The 16,823-nt window shown below is 60.5% G+C and carries 13 protein-coding genes and 2 pseudogenes; 10 read left to right on the top strand and 5 right to left on the bottom strand.

Going from position 1 to position 16,823, the window contains the following annotated elements; genetic code table 11:
- Window positions 1-312: pseudogene (locus tag HMPREF3149_RS03700) on the bottom strand (HNH endonuclease); the annotation flags it as partial.
- Window positions 313-456: 144 nt separating this feature from the next.
- Between HMPREF3149_RS03700 and HMPREF3149_RS03695 the strand changes: the two are divergent.
- Window positions 457-2,061: a peptide ABC transporter substrate-binding protein gene (locus tag HMPREF3149_RS03695; protein WP_070536691.1), complete on the top strand. Its 1,605-nt coding sequence runs from the start codon at window positions 457-459 to the stop codon at window positions 2,059-2,061.
- A 22-nt stretch (window positions 2,062-2,083) separates the two neighbouring features.
- Window positions 2,084-2,482 carry an arsenate reductase/protein-tyrosine-phosphatase family protein gene (locus HMPREF3149_RS03690; RefSeq protein WP_070536689.1) on the top strand — a complete coding sequence of 133 codons (399 nt, stop codon included), beginning with the start codon at window positions 2,084-2,086 and terminating at the stop codon, window positions 2,480-2,482.
- A 102-nt stretch (window positions 2,483-2,584) separates the two neighbouring features.
- Here HMPREF3149_RS03690 and HMPREF3149_RS03685 read toward each other — a convergent pair.
- The 4 genes and pseudogenes from HMPREF3149_RS03685 to HMPREF3149_RS03670 form a co-directional block, all read right to left on the bottom strand.
- Window positions 2,585-2,998, bottom strand: a pseudogene (locus HMPREF3149_RS03685) (alpha amylase C-terminal domain-containing protein); the annotation flags it as partial.
- Between the two features lie 65 nt (window positions 2,999-3,063).
- Window positions 3,064-3,747: a hypothetical protein gene (locus HMPREF3149_RS03680; protein WP_070536685.1), complete on the bottom strand. Its 684-nt coding sequence runs from the start codon at window positions 3,745-3,747 to the stop codon at window positions 3,064-3,066.
- Window positions 3,748-3,978: 231 nt separating this feature from the next.
- On the bottom strand, window positions 3,979-6,099 hold the full coding sequence (gene glgB / locus HMPREF3149_RS03675; protein WP_070536683.1) for a 1,4-alpha-glucan branching protein GlgB: 2,121 nt from the start codon (window positions 6,097-6,099) through the stop codon (window positions 3,979-3,981).
- A 48-nt stretch (window positions 6,100-6,147) separates the two neighbouring features.
- Window positions 6,148-8,154, bottom strand: coding sequence for a maltotransferase domain-containing protein (locus HMPREF3149_RS03670; protein ID WP_070536728.1), 2,007 nt, complete (start codon window positions 8,152-8,154; stop codon window positions 6,148-6,150).
- Window positions 8,155-8,247: 93 nt separating this feature from the next.
- On the opposite strand from HMPREF3149_RS03670, the gene HMPREF3149_RS03665 reads away from it, so the two are divergent.
- From HMPREF3149_RS03665 to HMPREF3149_RS03630, 8 genes are all read left to right on the top strand, one after another.
- Complete coding sequence (locus HMPREF3149_RS03665) at window positions 8,248-9,060, top strand: ABC transporter ATP-binding protein (RefSeq protein WP_239180744.1); 813 nt, start codon at window positions 8,248-8,250, stop codon at window positions 9,058-9,060.
- A gap of 55 nt (window positions 9,061-9,115) precedes the next feature.
- Window positions 9,116-9,943 carry an NUDIX hydrolase gene (locus HMPREF3149_RS03660; protein WP_042530509.1) on the top strand — a complete coding sequence of 276 codons (828 nt, stop codon included), beginning with the start codon at window positions 9,116-9,118 and terminating at the stop codon, window positions 9,941-9,943.
- A gap of 12 nt (window positions 9,944-9,955) precedes the next feature.
- Window positions 9,956-11,104, top strand: coding sequence for a THUMP-like domain-containing protein (locus HMPREF3149_RS03655; RefSeq protein ID WP_070536680.1), 1,149 nt, complete (start codon window positions 9,956-9,958; stop codon window positions 11,102-11,104).
- A gap of 34 nt (window positions 11,105-11,138) precedes the next feature.
- On the top strand, window positions 11,139-11,939 hold the full coding sequence (locus HMPREF3149_RS03650) for an electron transfer flavoprotein subunit beta/FixA family protein (protein WP_070536678.1): 801 nt from the start codon (window positions 11,139-11,141) through the stop codon (window positions 11,937-11,939).
- Window positions 11,940-11,951: 12 nt separating this feature from the next.
- The gene (locus tag HMPREF3149_RS03645; RefSeq protein ID WP_070536676.1) at window positions 11,952-12,911 is read left to right on the top strand and encodes an electron transfer flavoprotein subunit alpha/FixB family protein; all 960 of its coding nucleotides are present in this window, start codon (window positions 11,952-11,954) and stop codon (window positions 12,909-12,911) included.
- Window positions 12,911-14,053, top strand: coding sequence for a cysteine desulfurase family protein (locus HMPREF3149_RS03640; protein WP_070536674.1), 1,143 nt, complete (start codon window positions 12,911-12,913; stop codon window positions 14,051-14,053). The genes HMPREF3149_RS03645 and HMPREF3149_RS03640 overlap by 1 nt, the downstream gene beginning before the upstream one ends.
- 149 nt (window positions 14,054-14,202) lie before the next feature.
- Window positions 14,203-16,137 (top strand): hypothetical protein, encoded by a 1,935-nt coding sequence (locus tag HMPREF3149_RS03635; RefSeq protein WP_141741442.1) that lies wholly within the window; start codon window positions 14,203-14,205, stop codon window positions 16,135-16,137.
- The gene (locus HMPREF3149_RS03630; RefSeq protein WP_070536670.1) at window positions 16,134-16,748 is read left to right on the top strand and encodes an ATP-binding cassette domain-containing protein; all 615 of its coding nucleotides are present in this window, start codon (window positions 16,134-16,136) and stop codon (window positions 16,746-16,748) included. Before HMPREF3149_RS03635 ends, HMPREF3149_RS03630 begins: the two co-directional genes overlap by 4 nt.
- Window positions 16,749-16,823 lie beyond the last annotated feature (75 nt).

Genomic DNA, 16,823 nt, shown 5'->3' with positions numbered 1-16,823 from the left:
GTGGGCTGGTGTGGAAGCGAGTTTGATGCGAAGGTTCCAGGCATCGAGGTCTTTTTTCACGCGTGCGGTGTAGGACTCAATCAGGGAGAGGGTGGCTAGGCTGTGTTTCTGGGTTTGGGCGGCTGCACGGGCTTTGCGTTGTTTGCCGCTAAAGCGGGTGGGGCCGAAGTAGGTGCGGTGCAGGTGCGCCAACTCTGCGGCATCAGACGCGTCGGCGCCGAGCGCGCGGAGCTCGTCGGGTGAGCTGGATGCATTCTCCACGAGCGCAATCCCCGAATTGCGGTAGTGGAAGTAGGTTTCTAATACCCCCATGCCGCACAGGTTAAAACAAGTCCAACGACTCCGCAACAGGAACGAAAAATCTGGCGTAAGAGCCGTGTGGAGTGAAAAGCAACATGATAGGTTCTAAAAGTGTTCCACAACACATCTGATGTTTGGCCTGACAGAAAGAATCTCATGCACACATCTCGCACCCTCCGCTCGGCGGCCGCTGTCTGCGGCACGGCGGCTCTCGCCATGTCCCTCGTAGCTTGCGGAGGCAGCAACTCTGCGTCGGGCTCCGCTGATGCGGCCATCATCCGCGTTCCGGGCACCGAACCCCAGCAGGGCCTCATCCCAGCTATGACTAATGAGAACGGCGGCGGCCGTGTCGTCGACATGCTCTACTCCGGCCTCGTGTATTACGACGCAGAGGGCGAGGTCCACAACGAGATGGCAGAGTCCATCGACAAGGAAGGGGACAAGACCTACAAGGTCACCCTGAAACCAGACATCACGTTCTCCGACGGAACTCCGGTAACAGCGGCGACCTTCGTCGATACGTGGAACTACGCTGTGGCCAACGAGCAGCTCAATGAGAGCTTCTTTTCCTCCATCAAGGGCTACAGCGAAGGCGTCGAGGAGATGGAGGGACTCAAGGTCATCGATGACCGCACCTTCACCATCGAGCTCACCCAGCCGGAGAGTGACTTCCCCAGCCGCTTGGGCTACAACGCTTACTTCCCACTGCCTCCCTCAGCCTTGGAAGACCCGCAGGCCTTCGGAGAGCAGCCAGTGTCTAATGGCCCGTACATCCTCAAGGAATGGAATCACAACCAGAACCTCATCATCGAGCCGAACCCAGAGTACAAGGGCGAGCGCACACCGAAGAATGACGGCATTGAGTTCGTTTTCTACGCCGACAGTGGTGCGTCCTACATGGACCTGCTCTCCAACAACCTTGATGTGCTGGAGGCCATCCCGTCCTCGGCCTTCGGTAGCTACGAGCAGGACCTCGGCGAGCGTCAAGAAACCAAGCCGGCCGCCACCTACCTGGAAATGTCCATTCACGTGGACACCCCACATTTCACTGGGGAAGAAGGCACCCTGCGCCGCCGTGCGGTGTCGATGGCTATCAACCGCGAGGAAATTGCCAAGACCATCTTCCACGGCACCCGTACCCCGGCCCGTGATTTTACCTCCCCGGTGCTGCCGGGCTACAGCGATAACCTGCCGGGCTCGGAGAACCTGGACTACAACCCGGAGGAGGCGAAGAAACTGTGGGCTGAGGCAGATAAGAAGTACGGTGCCTTCGAGGGTACGTTCCCCATCAATTACAACACCGACGGCGATAACAAGGACTGGGCTGACGCGGTAGCCAACAACATCAGCAACACCTTGGGCATCCAAGCCGTGGGTAACCCGTACCCGGATTTCAAGTCCTTCCGTGAGGCCTACCGTTCCGAGCGCATGGACGGTGCCTACCGCACGGCGTGGTTTGCGGATTACCCGTCCATGGGCAACTTCCTCGGCCCGAACTTCACGACGGGCGTGGCCTCCAATGACTCGAAGTACTCCAACCCGGAGTTCGATGAGCTCATCGTTAAGGCCAACGGCGCCAACAGCCCCGACGAAGCCGCCAAGCTTTATAACCAGGCGCAAGAGCTGCTTCTGCGGGATCTGCCAGCCATTCCGCTGTTCTACCCGAACGTGGTCGGCGGCTGGTCAGAGAATGTCAGCAATGTGACCTTCAATTGGAAGTCCCTGCCGGTCTACTACGATATTGAGAAGACAGTCGGGTAACGCACGACTAGAGTACGGAGGTATGACTTCCGTACTTTTTCTCTGCAACACAAACCGCGGCAAGTCCCAGATGGCGGCCGCTCTAGCTAAGAAGCACGCTCCGGACTGGGATATCTATTCCGCTGGCGTAAAGACCACTGAGCAGCATCGTGAGCAGGGCGTGAACGCCGAGGCGCAAAAGTCGCTGGCCAAGGTCGGTGCTGACATGTCGGGAACGCCTACGCTTATCGACGCCTCCCTCGCCGCCGCCGTCGACCACGTCATCGTCGTCGGCGATGCCCACTACGAGGGTGAGGCCGAACGCTGGGACATCGAGGATCCCTCGCTGCGCGGCATGGAGGGCGAGGAACGCATGGACGCGTTGCGCGATGATATTGATTCGCGCGTTCGTGACTTCATTAGCGCTCACGCGCAAGATTAAAAAGACAACTGCCCGAACCGACAAAGATAGGCGCTGGGATCGAATCCCAGAGGATACTTTTGTCAGTTCGGGCAGTTGTGTTTCGACAGTCTAGCTTCAGGCCTAGCCGCGGAAGGCGTACCATTGCACCGAATTAGCCGGCAGGTGCAGGTGAAGGTTGTTGCCCTCCGAGCGCACGTGGTGCGGCAGATCATTGCCGGCGCCCTGGTAGACAGCATCGTCAGTGTTGAGGACGAGTTCCCACTCGCCATCGCGCGGCACCCACAGGTCATAGTTCGGGACGGAGCTGCCGGAGAAGTTGCACACCGCGAGAAGCGCAGAGCCGTCCTTGCCGTAGCGGACATAGCCCAGCATGTTGTTATTCGCGTCATCGGCCTTGACCCACTGGAAGCCGTCCTGGGTAAAGTCCTGTGACCACAGTGCTGGGTGCTGCTTGTACACCACGTTGAGGTCACGCACGAGGCGCTTGATGCCGTGGTGCCATTCATTGCCCCAGCCCTCCAAGTTGGACCAGTCCGCGAAGGGGCCTGCCCAAAAGTGTGATTATGGGTCCAAGAAGCGGTGATGCGCCCAATCGAACGCTAAGTCAGCGGCTGCTGGTCTCCGAAACTCCAGTGATAGTCAAATGTTTTGAGCTCTGGCTGGCGCCAGTCATTTCGCTCCTCCAGATGAACCATTGTCCACACCTCGTCAACATCCGATCCGATATGACGGGCAAAGAGAACGGCCATCGAGATTTCCGTGTCGATTACGACTTCTTTCCACATCTGGTGTCTTTTCATCTCATCGTCGGAGTAGCTCACCACGCGGATGTAATGCTCAAACCCTGCTTTGGATGCCCGCGTAATAGACCGCGGATAGTGTAACCACGGTGGATTTTTAAACGTGTTACCCCAAAATTCCGGATACCGATTGTAATAGAGAAATACGCTAGGTCCTCCAGCGCCAGAAGGTGGAGCACCTAGGTGGATTAACTGATTATTACAAGCATATGGGCCGTCGTGACTGATCTCCACGCCGTTTGTGAAGGTAATTAGTTCCGATTGAGCAGGATAAGCATCAACGTGATAGGTCGTGTAGTCAGTGAACGGTCCGTCTTCATCAGCAGTACCGTCGGGATAATAGATGCAATCGTACGAGACGTTTCTTGTGAGGTTATGTGCCATGAGCTGCTTCAGCACACCAGAGGAGCACAAATCCACTATTTCTTCACATTCAGTGACTCCTTGGTTTTCACAAAAATCATCCCACAGAAAGCTCTGCATACTTGCCTCCTTCCCTTAACGGGGTTTACGTATGATCATCAATAGGATTGGTAAACCTACACAAATCAGCATGATGGGAATACTCGGGACAATCGTAACGCCCGATAGCGAACCTGTACCCACCAAAGCTCTGGTTGTAGCCTCATTCGGGAACTTTAAGCGAGATACCATCTACTTCGGTAAAAAGGTGCCCGGCTCTTTAGGAATATCGTAGGTAACTTTATCTGCGTTTTAGCCGCGGAAGGCGTACCACTGCACCGAGTTGGCCGGCAGGTGCAGCTGTACGTGGTTGCCTTCGGAGCGCACGCGGCGCGGCAGGTCGTTGCCGGCGCCTTGGTAGACAGCATCGTCCGTGTTGAGGACGAGCTCCCAGTCGCCGTCGCGCGGGACCCACAGGTCGTAGTTCGGCACGGAGCTTCCGGAGAAGTTGCAGACTGCGAGCAGGGCCGAGCCATCCTTGCCGTAGCGGACATAGCCTAGCATGTTGTTGTTGGCGTCATCCGCCTTGACCCACTGGAAGCCGTCCTGGGTAAAGTCCTGGGTCCACAGGGCCGGCTGTTGCTTGTACACCACGTTGAGGTCACGCACCAGGCGCTTGATGCCGTGGTGCCACTCGTTGCCCCAGCCCTCAAGGTTGGACCAGTCCACGGAGTTGCCCTCAGACCACTCGGTGGTCTGGCCGAACTCCTGGCCCATGAACATCAGCTGCTTGCCGGGGTGGGAGAACATGTAGCCGTAGAGGGCGCGGAGGCCGGCGGCCTTATTCCAGTCGTCGCCAGGCATGCGCTCCCACAGCGAGCCCTTGCCGTGGACGACCTCGTCGTGACTGAACGGCAGAACGTAGCGCTCCGAGTAGGCGTAAATCATGGAGAAGGTCAGCTCGCCGTGGTGGTAGCTGCGGTGGATGGGCTCGTGCTTGAAGTATTCGAGCGTGTCATTCATCCAGCCCATGTTCCACTTCAGGTTGAAGCCGAGGCCACCCTCGTGCGTCGGGGCAGTCACACCCGGCCAGGAGGTGGACTCCTCCGCAATGGTGAGAACACCCGGGTGGGTGCGGTTCAGCGTCGCGTTGGTCTCCTGGAGGAACTGGACTGCCTCAAGGTTTTCGCGGCCACCGTACTGGTTGGGCAGCCACTCGTCGCGGGAGTAGTCCAGGTAGAGCATGGACGCAACGGCGTCGACGCGCAGGCCATCGACGTGGAATTCCTCGGCCCAATAGAGGGCGTTGGCCACGAGGAAGTTGCGGACCTCGTTGCGGCCAAAGTCGAAGACGTAGGTTCCCCAGTCTGCCTGCTCGCCGCGGCGGGGGTCTGGGTGTTCATACAGGGCCTGGCCGTCGAAGCGGCCGAGGGCCCACTCATCCTTGGGGAAGTGGGCAGGAACCCAGTCGATGAACACGCCGATGCCGGCCTTGTGGAGGTCATTGATGAGCGCGCGGAGCTCATCCGGGGTACCCCAGCGGGCGGAGGGAGCGTAGTAGCCGGAGACCTGGTAGCCCCAGGAGCCGCCGAAGGGGTGCTCGGCCACGGGCAGCATCTCCACGTGGGTAAAGCCGTGTTCAACCAGGTAGGGGATGAGCTCCTCGCGCAGGCTGTTGTAGTTGGCGCCGACCTTCCAGGAACCCACGTGCAGCTCATAGACGCTCATGGGTACATCGAGGTCGTCGTTGCGCTGGGTCATCCACTCGTCATCGGACCACGCGAACTCGGACTTCGTCACCACGGACGCGGTCTCCGGCGGAGCGATGGTGCGCTTGGCCAAGGGGTCAGCCTTGTCGACGCGCGGTGAGTTCTTGCCGTGGACGGCGAATTTGTAGCGCTCGCCCTCACCGACGCTGGGGATGAAAAGTTCCCAGATGCCGGTGGAACCCAGGCAGCGCATGGGGTACTGGGTTGGGTTCCAACCGCAGAAGTCACCAACCACGGCAACACCTTCTGCATTTGGGGCCCACACGGCGAAGGCGGTGCCGGTGACCTCACCCATGTCGGTGGTGTAGGTCTTGAGGTTTGCGCCGAGTACGTCCCAGAGACGCTCATGGCGACCCTCACCGATGAGGTGCTGGTCCAGGGTGCCCAAGGTAGGCAGGAAGTGGTAGCCATCGGCGACTTCGATTGAAGGCTGGTCTGGGTAGGTGATCCGCAGACGGTAGTCCGATTCCTCCGCTAACGGCGCCTCCCACATGTCATCGCCCACCGCACGCATGGCGATGGTCTCCGCCTCGGTGACGAGCTCGACGGCTTCGGCGCCGGGGCGGCGGGTGCGGACGGTTCCTTGGTGCCATCCATAGAAATCATGCGGTGCATGGTGGCGGCAATTGTTCAGGCGTTCAAGATCAGAGGCCGGGATGTTCATAATGACCAAATTACCTAACTCTGACCGTCCGCGCGGGCCAAAAGGAAACTAGGCGCGGTAGTCCTCGACACGGCGCCACGCCAGCTGCTCCTGCAGGTCGTGGTCGGCAGGGGGAAGGATGAAGACATGGGCGACGTCGCGAAGCGGCTCCAGGCGCACAAAGTTACGGTCAGACCACTCGTAGGCGGAGCCACTGATGGCGTCCTGGACGGTGAAATGATCGCCCGGCTGGCGGCCCACGGCCTTGAGATCCAGGTAGACCGTTGCTTCCTGGGCGTTGCGCGGATCAAGGTTGACCACCACGAGCACGACGTTGCCAGTCGCCGCATCTGCCTTGGAGTAGGCGATGATGGCGTCATTGTCGGTGTTGTGGAAGCGCAGGGTACGCAGCTGCTGGAGGGCCGGGTTTTCGCGGCGAATGACGTTGAGAAGGCGGATGTAGGATTCCAAGGAGTCCCCAGATTTCAGGGCTGCCTGGAAGTCACGCGGGCGCAGCTCATACTTCTCCGAGTCGAGGTACTCCTCGCTGCCAGGCGCCACGGCCTGGTGCTCGTAGAGCTCGAAGCCAGAGTAGACGCCCCACAGCGGGGAGAGCGTGGCGGCCAGGGTTGCGCGGATGGCAAACATGGCACGTCCACCGGTCTGCAGGGATTCGTGGAGGATATCCGGGGTATTGACAAAGAGGTTGGGGCGGCAGACATCGGCCTGCTCCACATGCATTTCGGCGAACGTGGTCAGGTCATACTTGGAGGTCTGCCACGTGAAGTAGGTGTAGGACTGGGTAAAGCCAGCCTTGGCCAGGCCAAACAGGCGCGGCGCGCGGGTAAAGGCCTCGGACAGGAAGATGACTTCCGGGTGGGTCACGTGCACCTTGGAAATCAGCCAATTCCAGAAGTTCGCCGGCTTGGTGTGCGGGTTATCCACGCGGAAGGTGGTAACACCGGCCTCGACCCAGATCATGACGATGCGGTAGATTTCCGCGTAGATGCCGTCTGGGTCGTTGTCGAAGTTCAGCGGGTAGATGTCCTGGTATTTCTTGGGTGGGTTCTCGGCGTAGGCAATGGTGCCGTCAGCGAGCACGGTGAAAAACTCCGGGTTGCTCTCCGCCCACGGGTGGTCGGGGGAAGCCTGCAGCGCTAGGTCCAGCGCCACCTCGAGGCCCAGTTCCTCGGCCTTGGTCACCAGCTTCTTGAAGTCCTCCATCGTGCCCAGCTCTGGGTGAGTGGTGGAGTGGTCCTGGATAGCCCACGGGGAGCCGACGTCGCCCGGCTCTGCTACCACGGAGTTGTTCTTGCCCTTGCGGTGCACCTCACCGATGGGGTGAATCGGCGGGAAATAAACGGTGTCAAACCCCATGGCCGCCACGCGCTCGAGGGCCTGCGCGGTGGTCTCAAAGGTTCCGTGTACTGGGTTACCCTCGGCGTCCCATCCGCCCGTCGAGCGCGGGAAGAGCTCGTACCAGGAGTTAAAGAGGGCCTCGCGGCGCTCCACGAGCACCTCATGAATCTCGCCCTCCACCAACAGGTGGCGCAGCGGGTGGTGGCGCAGAATCTCGGACACCTCAGGAGACAGTGCGGTGCGCACGCGCTTGTCGACGTCCCCCTTCTCATCCCGCAACTCCTTCGACGCGGCGAAGAGCAGGTCTGCCTTCTCGCTCGGGCACTGAATTGCGGCCTCCTCAAAGAGTTCCGCGCCGTGGAGGAGATCGTTGCTGAGCTCTTGGGCAGATTGGCCTGCCTCCATTTTCTTGGTGACGGCATTGCGCCACGTGGCCATGGGATCCGACCACGCATCGATGCGGAAGAACCAGCGGCCGGGGGTAGCTGGGGTGAAAACGCCGTGGACGCGGTCTTGGTCATTCGGGTCCACCGTCATGGTGGAGGCAGATGTAGCGGGGGAGTCGTTGTTCCACACCGACAGGGTTGCGGCGACGGCATCGTGGCCCTCGCGCCACACCAGTGCGGTGACAGGAACAACCTCACCGACCACGGCTTTCGAGGCTACTTTGCCGGAGAGAGAAGGGCGGACATCGTCGATACCAAGGCGTTGAGTCATGCCCATAGAATAATGCAGCTGTGTCAGTTTCACCGGGGAAGGAAAAATTCAGCCACAATGGTTCCTGTGAACACTCCTGAGCAAATTGGTGACATGAACCTTGAGAACCAGCCCACCGATGAGGATTGGCTGATTGACTTCCGCGGCGTCGAGCTGCGCCGTGGGGGAAACACCCTGGTCGGCCCCGTGGACTGGCAAGTCGAGCTCGACGAACGCTGGGTCATTATCGGGCCCAACGGCGCAGGCAAGACCTCGCTCGTGCGTATGGCCTCGGCCGAGGAATTCCCCTCTGCCGGCGTGGCCTACCTCATGGGCGAGCGCCTGGGCAAAACCGATATGCGCGATCTGCGCGCCGCCATCGGTATTTCCTCTGCCGCTGTGCAGCACCGCATCCCGGATGGCGAGCGCGTCGATGACTTGGTTATCTCCGCCGGATATGCCGTGCTGGGCCGATGGCGCGAGGACTACCAGGATATGGACTTCTCCCGCGCCGATGACATCCTCAAGCAGGTCGGCGCATACCACCTAGCCAAGCGCACGTGGGGCACGCTGTCCGAGGGTGAGAAGAAGCGCGTCATCCTTGCCCGCGCGCTCATGGCCAACCCAGAGCTGCTCATCCTCGACGAGCCCTCCGCCGGCATGGATCTGGGCGGTCGCGAGGACCTCGTGGGCTACCTGGGTGATTTGGCCATGGACCCGGATGCCCCCGCCATCGTCATGATCACCCACCACGTGGAGGAAATCCCTTACGGATTTACACATGCGATGATTCTTGATGAGGGTAAAGTCGTGGCCAAAGGACTCATCAATACGGTGCTCACATCGAAGAACCTGTCCACAGCGTTCCACCAGCCCATTCAGGTGGATCGCATCGGGGACAGGTACTTCGCCCGCCGTATTCGTTAGTTCGCACGCCCCCGCTTGATAGCGCAGTAGCGGTATCAATGACATGGAAAGTTGCATGAGCCAGCCCTACCACGACGCCCTGGACGCCATCGACCATGGCGACACCACCGGCTTCAATGGTGCCCGCTTGGCGGCAACGGTGCTCCTGCTGCGTGATAGCCCCGATGGCCTCCGCGTGTGGATTCAAGAACGCGTGCACACCATGCGCACTTACCCCGGACACGTCGTTTTTCCCGGCGGGGGAGTCGACCCTCGTGATTTCCCGCCCCGATCCTGGGATTCTGGCGAGCTCTGGGCCGGGCAGTCCGTCATCTCGATGGCCCGACGCATGGGAGTGACCAAGTACAAGGCCCACGCCCTCGTCTTCGCCGCCGCCCGCGAGCTCTTCGAGGAAGCCGGCACTCTGCTGGCGATCCGCGAGGACGGCATCGTCTCCGATGCCTCGCGCTACCACCGAGAGCGTGAGCTTCTCGAAACCCACGAAATCTCCTTCACCGAGTTCTTGGCCCACAACGGCATGCGCGTCGACGCCGACATGCTCCTTCCGTGGTCTCGCTGGGCGGGGGAATTCAAGAACCACTGGTTTGACACCTTTTTCTTCATCGGGGTGCTCCCCGAAGGCCAAGAACCCGACGGCGAAACCGGGGAAGCCGACGATGCCGGCTGGTTCGATCCCCAGCTCGTCCTTGACGGTTGGCGCGCCGGGCTCGTGCGCCTAGCCATCCCCACCTGGGCACAGCTCAAGCGCCTGACCTCCTATGCCACGGTCAAGGAAGTTCTTGATGACGCCTCCTTTTCCGACCTTCGCCCCATCATCGGTGATCCCGAAGACGACGAGCGCTACCGCGAATACTTCACCACGTCCCCCATCGACCGCATCTAGAAACACCACACCATGAGCTATACCCTCGACGAGGTCGCCTTCCTGCGCGAAAACACGAGCGCTATTGACGCAGCCGCCGCGGACCTGGAGGGGACAAAGAAGGCGCAGCTGAGGGACGTCGCCAAGCTCCAGGCCCAGTTCGGCGAATACGGGCGCGCGGTGGCCGAGCTACTCCACTCCCGCCGCTCAGGGAAACTGCCGGGGGAGTGGCTCATGGACCACGACTCCGCACAGCAGGCCACGCCCCCAGCCGTCGCCGCCTACCGTGCGCAGTTCCTGCGTGAACGCGGCGTCGACCTTGTCCACGACCTCACCTGTTCCATCGGTACCGAAGGTCAGGCTTATGCGCCCGGCACCTACGTGGGAAGTGACCTTGACGCCTCGCGCGTCGCCATGGCGCAGCACAACATCGCGCACCCAGTCTTCCGCGCCGATGCGCTCACGACGACAACCTCGGCGCAGGTGTGCATCGCCGACCCCGCACGGCGCCAAGGCGGCACCCGCATCACCCGCCTAGACCAACTCCTGCCGCCTCCGCAGGCTCTCCTAGACACGCACGGCGAGATGGCCATCAAATGTGCCCCAGGTATCGACCACTCCGAGTGGGAAGGGCTGGCCTGTGTTGTGAGCCTTGACGGCGGCGTAAAAGAGACCTGCCTATACACACCCGGCCTGGGGACAGGCAAACGTGCGGTGATTCTCTCCACGTCCTCGGCGGTTGCCCCAGACGTCATCGAGGACGACATTCCAGAACACGAGCTTCCCGATGCCGGCCCCATCGGACGCTTTCTCATCGATCCCGACGGCGCCATCGTGCGCGCCGGACTGGTGCGCCATTACGCCGCGCGCGAAGGCCTGCACCAGCTGGATCCGCGCATCGCGTACCTCACCGGCGACCAGTTACCTCACGGCACATCCGGATTTGAATTCATTGAGCTGGTGCCCATGAAAAAACTCAAGGCGGCCATGGCGGCGCACGATGTGGGCTCCCTGGAGATCCTGGTACGCGGGCAAGACGTGGACCCAGACCAGTTGCGCAAGAAGCTGAAGCTTAAGGGCTCGACGGCCAAGACGCTCGTGGTGACGCGCATCGGGGCCAAGGGAGTCGCGGTGCTGTGCGGACCGCGAGTAGTATCGACCGAAGGTAATTACGCACCCTAATAGTTTCAAAATTTACGGAAGGGGAAGTGCCCACATGCCAGTCATTGTGGCTCTGGTTAAACACGTACCGGATACGTGGTCAACGAAGACCCTCGAGGCGGATCACACCTTGGACCGCACCTCGGTGGATAACGTCATCGACGAGGTCAACGAGTACTCCGTCGAGCAGGCGCTGCGTCTGCGAGACGACAACGCCGACGCCGGCTATGAGGTTGTCGCCCTCACCATGGGCCCGGCGGCTGCCGACGAAGCCCTGCGCAAGGCCCTGGCCATGGGCGCGGATCACGCCGTGCACGTTGTCGACGATTCCCTCGCCGGCGCCGATGCCTTGGCTACCGCCTGGGTTCTCAACGCCGCCATCAACCAGGTGGCGGAAAAGTTCGGCGAGGTCCAGGTCATCACCCTGGGCAATAACTCCTCGGACGCCTCCACTGGCCTTGTTGCTGGCCTGCTAGCCGAGTACCGCCAGCTGCCGGCACTCACCGAGCTCAAGGCCGCCTCCCTGGCCGGTGCTACCGCTACCGCCACCCGCGAGGATGCCCACGGCCACTGGGAGCTTGAGACCAATCTCCCGGCCATCCTGTCCTTTACCGACAAGGCCGACAAGCCGCGTTTCCCCAACTTCAAGGGCCTCATGGCCGCCAAGAAGGCAGAGGTCACCACGTTCGCCGTGGCGGACCTAGGCATCGATGGCGTGCCGTCCACCACCACGGTCACCGCCTCCGCACAGCGCCCAGCCCGTACCGCTGGTGAGGTCATCACCGATCCGGATCCGGCCGTGGCTGCCGCCAAGGTTGCTGACTTCTTGGCCGCCAAGAATCTCATCGAGGGTTAAAGGAGAAAACACATGTCTCACGTTTATGTCCTAGTTGAGCACGAAGAAGACCAGCTCAGCCCCGTCACGGGCGAGCTCATTACCGCCGCCCGCGCGCTCGGCACCGTCTCCGCCGTCGTTGTGGCCAAGGATGCTGCTACCGCTTCCTCCTTTGACGCCGAGCTGGGCAACCTCGGTGCCGCCCAGGTTGTTCAGGCCACCGCCGCGGACTATGAGCAGCGCATCGTCACCCCGGAGGTTGATGCCCTCCATGCCCTGGCCGCCAATAACCCGGCGCCCATCGTGCTGGCCGCCACCCCGACCAACAACGAGATTGCTGGCCGCCTTGCGGCTCGCTTGGGCTCTGGCGCCCTCGTCAACGTCGACGGCATCAATGCTGACGGCACCGCGCACCACACCATCTTCGGTGGTTCCTATGAAACCTCCTCGACGGCCACGGGTTCTGTCATCTACACCCTGCGTCCCGGCACCGTTACTGCGGAACCGCAGCCGGTCACCGCAGCACCTGCGCCCTTCGAGCTGCCTGCCGCCACCGCGAAGGACGTCACTGTCACCTCCTTTACCCCGGCGGAGAAGACCGCTCGTCCGGAGCTAACCTCCGCCAAGGTCGTCGTTGCCGGCGGCCGCGGCGTGGGCGATAAGTTCGCTGACGTGGTGGAGCCGCTTGCCGATTCCCTCGGCGGCGCCGTCGGTGCCACCCGCGATGCCGTGGACGAGGGTTTCTACGACCCCGCCCACCAGATTGGCCAGACCGGCGCAACCGTGTCCCCGAAGCTCTACATCGGCCTCGGCATTTCCGGTGCTATTCAGCACACCTCCGGCATGCAGACCTCGGAGACCATCGTCGTGGTCAACCAAGATCAGGACGAGCCTTTCTTCCAGATCGCTGACCTCGGCGTGGTGGGTGACCTCCACGAGATCGCTCCGGCACTCGCCGCGGAGCTGACCAAGCGCAAGGAGGCCGGCAACTAATGCCGCTCTACCTCGATTACGCAGCCACCCAGCCCATGCGCCAAAGCGCCATCGACGCGTGGACCACGGCAGCTAGTTCCCTCAACCCGGGCGCGTCCTATGCTTCGGGGCGCAAGGCGCGCTCTGTGCTTGACGACGCCCGCGAGACCGTCGCCGAGCTGCTCGGCTGCGAACCCATCGAGGTCATCTTCACCTCCTCCGGCACGGAGGCGGACAACATCGCCATCCAAGGCCTTTTCCGCGCTGCGTGCAGCGGGAGCGCTGCACAAGAATCGGCGCAGCGCATCGTTTCGACCCCCATCGAGCACCCTGCCGTGCTCGAAACCGTGGAGAAGCTCCAGGCTGAGCACGGCGCCACTGTGGAGCTGCTTCCGGTCGATTCCACCGGGCACGTCAGTGACTTAAGCGCCCTAGATACCCCGGCCACGGTGGCCACCTGCATGTGGGCCAACAACGAGACTGGCGCCATCCAGCCGGTCGCGGACATTACCCAGCGCGCCGCTGCGCAGAACACCCCGGTTCACATCGACGCCGTGCAGGTCGCCGGCAAGCTGCCCATCAACTTCCACGAGCTGGGTGCCACCACACTCGCGGCCAGCGCCCACAAGTTCGGCGGCCCGCGCGGCATCGGCCTGCTGTTGGCTCGCCGCACCCCAGCGCCACTGCCACTTGCTTTCGGCGGTGGCCAAGAACGCGGCATCCGCCCCGGCACCGTGGACGTAGCTAGTGCGAGTGCGCTCGCCGCAGCTCTGCGTGAGTCCGTCGCGGAAATGGAGCAGGAGGACACCCGCCTGACTGCACTCCGCGACAAGCTTCAGGCTGGCATCGAATCCAGCATCGACAACGTCATCATCAACTCTGCCGAGCCCACCCTGGCCTCCCACCTGCACGTGTCCTTCCCCGGAACGGACGGCGATAGCCTCATCATGCTTCTCGACGCCGCCGGTATCGAAGCCTCCGCTGGCTCCGCCTGCCACGCCGGTGTCAACCGCATGTCCCACGTGTTGGAGGCTATGGGCATCGACGAGGAACACGGCCGCGGCAGCCTGCGCTTCAGCTTGGGACGAATGACCACTGAAGAAGATATCGACGTGGTTATCAACGAACTTCCGGAGATCATCCGCCGCGCGCGGTCGGTGTAGGAGATACACGGCGTTCACGTAACCGCACCGGAATTTCCGGTGTACTCTTAGCGGACATGTTGCTGTTTGTTAGAGAGATCACACCGGTCTAGAGCATGCGTAGGTTGAGTACGGGCTTGGTTGCCGTGGGTGTATATACCACGGTTATTATGGCTGCCGTCGTGGCTTTTCTTGCAGCAACGCTGTACTCGTCGGCCGACGGTCACCTAGGTGGATACGGGGTTGAAGTCGAATCCGATAGTCGCGCTACAGGACGTGAAGATTTCTTTAGAGATTTGGGTGCTTTTGCCCGCGAGAATGGTTTTGAGGTTGCCATAAACTATTCCTCTCTGGCCGTCTCCGGTGGCGAGTACCGGGTTTATTCGTCCACACTTCCTCCAGACAGCGAACGGTTGGAACGACCGCGTTTCGAGCGCGGAGGCGTTGACGTGGTTTATCCGCTCGAAGACTTCCCCCACCGTGATCCGCGCCAAAACATTTTTATCAAGGGTTCTGCCGCGGACGAAGAAGCGCTGGTGCGGTGGCTAGAATCCCAGGGACTTGACGTAGTTCCACTAAAGAATCGGATGGTTCAGATCTTCGCTTCGTCAACAATTCCCGTGCTCATTATCTTGGCCATGCTTTTGTGTCTCGTTCTTGGTGCGGGCCACGCTCTGTCACGATCCCGGGAGATCGGTATCCACCGCTTGCTGGGGCTTAGCCTCTTGAGAACGGTTGGCATTGAAGCTCAGCGCCAGAAAGGAGTTCTTTTAAGGGCATTTATCGGTGGCCCGTTGATTGTCGCTGGGGTGCTTTACGCATATAACGGTTGGGCAATGACCAGAGTCTTCTGGGGTATTTTTTGCCTCGTCTGCATAACACTGTTCGTCGTCCTGCTCTCTGGATACCTCGGCGGCCAACTCCTCGTTCGCCTGACCTCCATTCCCCAATCAATTAAGGGAAAGATCCATGCGAGGCCAATTCTTTATTCATTGTTAGCCGTCCGGTGTATAACCCTTATTGCAGCTTTGAGCGCAGTTGCGACGTTGGTGGGGTTCGCCGCGGAAATCGACGAGCGCCACCGCTTGCAGGAGGCCTGGGATCACCATCGCGGTCCGCAAGAGTTCGCGTTGAATACGAATACTGCTTTCGAAGAATGGGCGAGTTCTGACACTGCGTCACCGTTCCGAGCCGCCGACGAGTCAGGAAAGCTACTACTCGTAGACCCTTTTTGGTTGACGTGGCCCATCGAATTAGAAGCACCCGTTCTGCTGGTAAACCAAGAATACGCGCGGCGGGCCGGGGTCACCGAGCTCAACGGCACAAACGTGACAGTCTGCTCACCGAAAGAACTGTCGCAGAGTTCCATGAGAACTATCGAGGACACGCTGGACTTTGAGGCTAGCTACACCGAAAATTCTGCCCCCGCTATCGAGTGGCATGCTCCTTGTAGCGTAGGAACAGCGTTCACCTACGATGTGGAGCTGCGCCCAGTGGTCGATGACCCGATTCTCGTCATTCTCCCTCCCGGCTTAGCGCCGTTGGGGGACCATAATCTGATGTCCAAGGTTTCTCAACAAGTCCTCTTATCGTCGTCTGCTGAAGTCCCAGAGCAACTTTTGACGGGGAGTGCGGGCACGACGCTGTCTTTTTCTAGACCGCGCGAGGACTCGTGGCAGGCTAGCGTTCGCAAGGCCGAACACAACGTGGTTTTGTGGGGATTGAATACCTTGGTCGCAGTACTGCTGGTGACAATCTTGGTCGGTGCCACCGTGATGACGTTTTGCATAGCCTATCGGCGCAAGATTCATGTGGCATATATCTGCGGTCGAAGCCCCTGGTGGGTGTCGAAGCAGGTGGTAGCCATGGAGATAGCCTTTTTCGTGGCGACGATCGGCTGGCTGTTATTCAAGCTCCGCGAGCACAAGCAGCAAGCCGAGTTGCGCGTGCCATCGACATGGAATATCGGATTTGAGAATCAATGGTCATCGTTGACTATCGCAGCGGTTGTCGGTTTCGGTTCAGTATGGCTGGCAACTTCCGTGCTGTTGACGCTTCGGGCAGCATCGCGGTGGGATGCACGGGAAGGAACACAACCGCAATGACGATTTATGTACGAAACCTATCGTGTGCTTTTGGAGCTCGAGCGATTATCCAGGACTTCACTGCACACTTTGACGCGGGGCGACTGAGCGCGCTGACGGGAGCCTCGGGTAGCGGCAAGACTACTCTTCTCAATATGCTGGGCGGACTTATAGTTCCGGATTCAGGAAGTATTGAGTTCGAAGGCCAGGACCTTGCGGCGATGAGTTCGCGTGAACGCCGTAAGTTTCGTCGGGCGAATGTTGGATATCTGTTTCAGGACTATGGATTGGTCTCAGACCTGACGGTGGAGGACAACATCAAGATTGCTGTTCCCCGTGTCTCCAGCGAAGCAGTAGGCGCAGTATTGGCTGATGTTGGGCTTGGTGGAACAGAAAAGCGAACGGTCAGTGAACTGTCGGGCGGTGAGCAACAACGCATTGCTTTAGCCAGATTGATTCTCGCAGAGCCGAAGATTGTCCTGGCTGATGAACCCACGGGCGCTCTTGATGAGGAGAATTCGCACCTCGTCCTCATGAAACTGCGTCAGTTCGCGCAGAATGGTGCCGTGGTTGTCGTGGCCACGCACTCTGCGTATATTGCTGAAAATGCCGATACGGTGGTGAAGCTCTGACCTAGCGGGGAATGCAGCTGGCAAGAATTGCTTCGGTGTTGCGCCACAGCGGCTAGGGTCCGTCAGGCACAATGT

Origin of the sequence: Corynebacterium sp. HMSC05E07, assembly GCF_001807225.1 — a bacterium.
Classification (GTDB): domain Bacteria; phylum Actinomycetota; class Actinomycetes; order Mycobacteriales; family Mycobacteriaceae; genus Corynebacterium; species Corynebacterium singulare.
Note: the sequence above shows the minus strand (reverse complement) of the source record. Positions and strands in the feature narration are given on the sequence as shown.

Excerpts from the sequence above, each read along its gene's own strand:
- HMPREF3149_RS03670 (WP_070536728.1), bottom strand. The coding sequence starts at position 8,154 with ATGACTCAACGCCTTGGTATCGACGATGTCCGCCCTTCTCTCTCCGGC.
- HMPREF3149_RS03645 (WP_070536676.1), top strand. The coding sequence starts at position 11,952 with ATGTCTCACGTTTATGTCCTAGTTGAGCACGAAGAAGACCAGCTCAGC.
- HMPREF3149_RS03695 (WP_070536691.1), top strand. The coding sequence starts at position 457 with ATGCACACATCTCGCACCCTCCGCTCGGCGGCCGCTGTCTGCGGCACG.
- HMPREF3149_RS03630 (WP_070536670.1), top strand. The coding sequence starts at position 16,134 with ATGACGATTTATGTACGAAACCTATCGTGTGCTTTTGGAGCTCGAGCG.
- HMPREF3149_RS03665 (WP_239180744.1), top strand. The coding sequence starts at position 8,248 with ATGAACCTTGAGAACCAGCCCACCGATGAGGATTGGCTGATTGACTTC.
- HMPREF3149_RS03635 (WP_141741442.1), top strand. The coding sequence starts at position 14,203 with ATGGCTGCCGTCGTGGCTTTTCTTGCAGCAACGCTGTACTCGTCGGCC.
- HMPREF3149_RS03690 (WP_070536689.1), top strand. The coding sequence starts at position 2,084 with ATGACTTCCGTACTTTTTCTCTGCAACACAAACCGCGGCAAGTCCCAG.
- HMPREF3149_RS03650 (WP_070536678.1), top strand. The coding sequence starts at position 11,139 with ATGCCAGTCATTGTGGCTCTGGTTAAACACGTACCGGATACGTGGTCA.
- HMPREF3149_RS03640 (WP_070536674.1), top strand. The coding sequence starts at position 12,911 with ATGCCGCTCTACCTCGATTACGCAGCCACCCAGCCCATGCGCCAAAGC.
- HMPREF3149_RS03655 (WP_070536680.1), top strand. The coding sequence starts at position 9,956 with ATGAGCTATACCCTCGACGAGGTCGCCTTCCTGCGCGAAAACACGAGC.
- HMPREF3149_RS03660 (WP_042530509.1), top strand. The coding sequence starts at position 9,116 with ATGAGCCAGCCCTACCACGACGCCCTGGACGCCATCGACCATGGCGAC.
- glgB (WP_070536683.1), bottom strand. The coding sequence starts at position 6,099 with ATGAACATCCCGGCCTCTGATCTTGAACGCCTGAACAATTGCCGCCAC.
- HMPREF3149_RS03680 (WP_070536685.1), bottom strand. The coding sequence starts at position 3,747 with ATGCAGAGCTTTCTGTGGGATGATTTTTGTGAAAACCAAGGAGTCACT.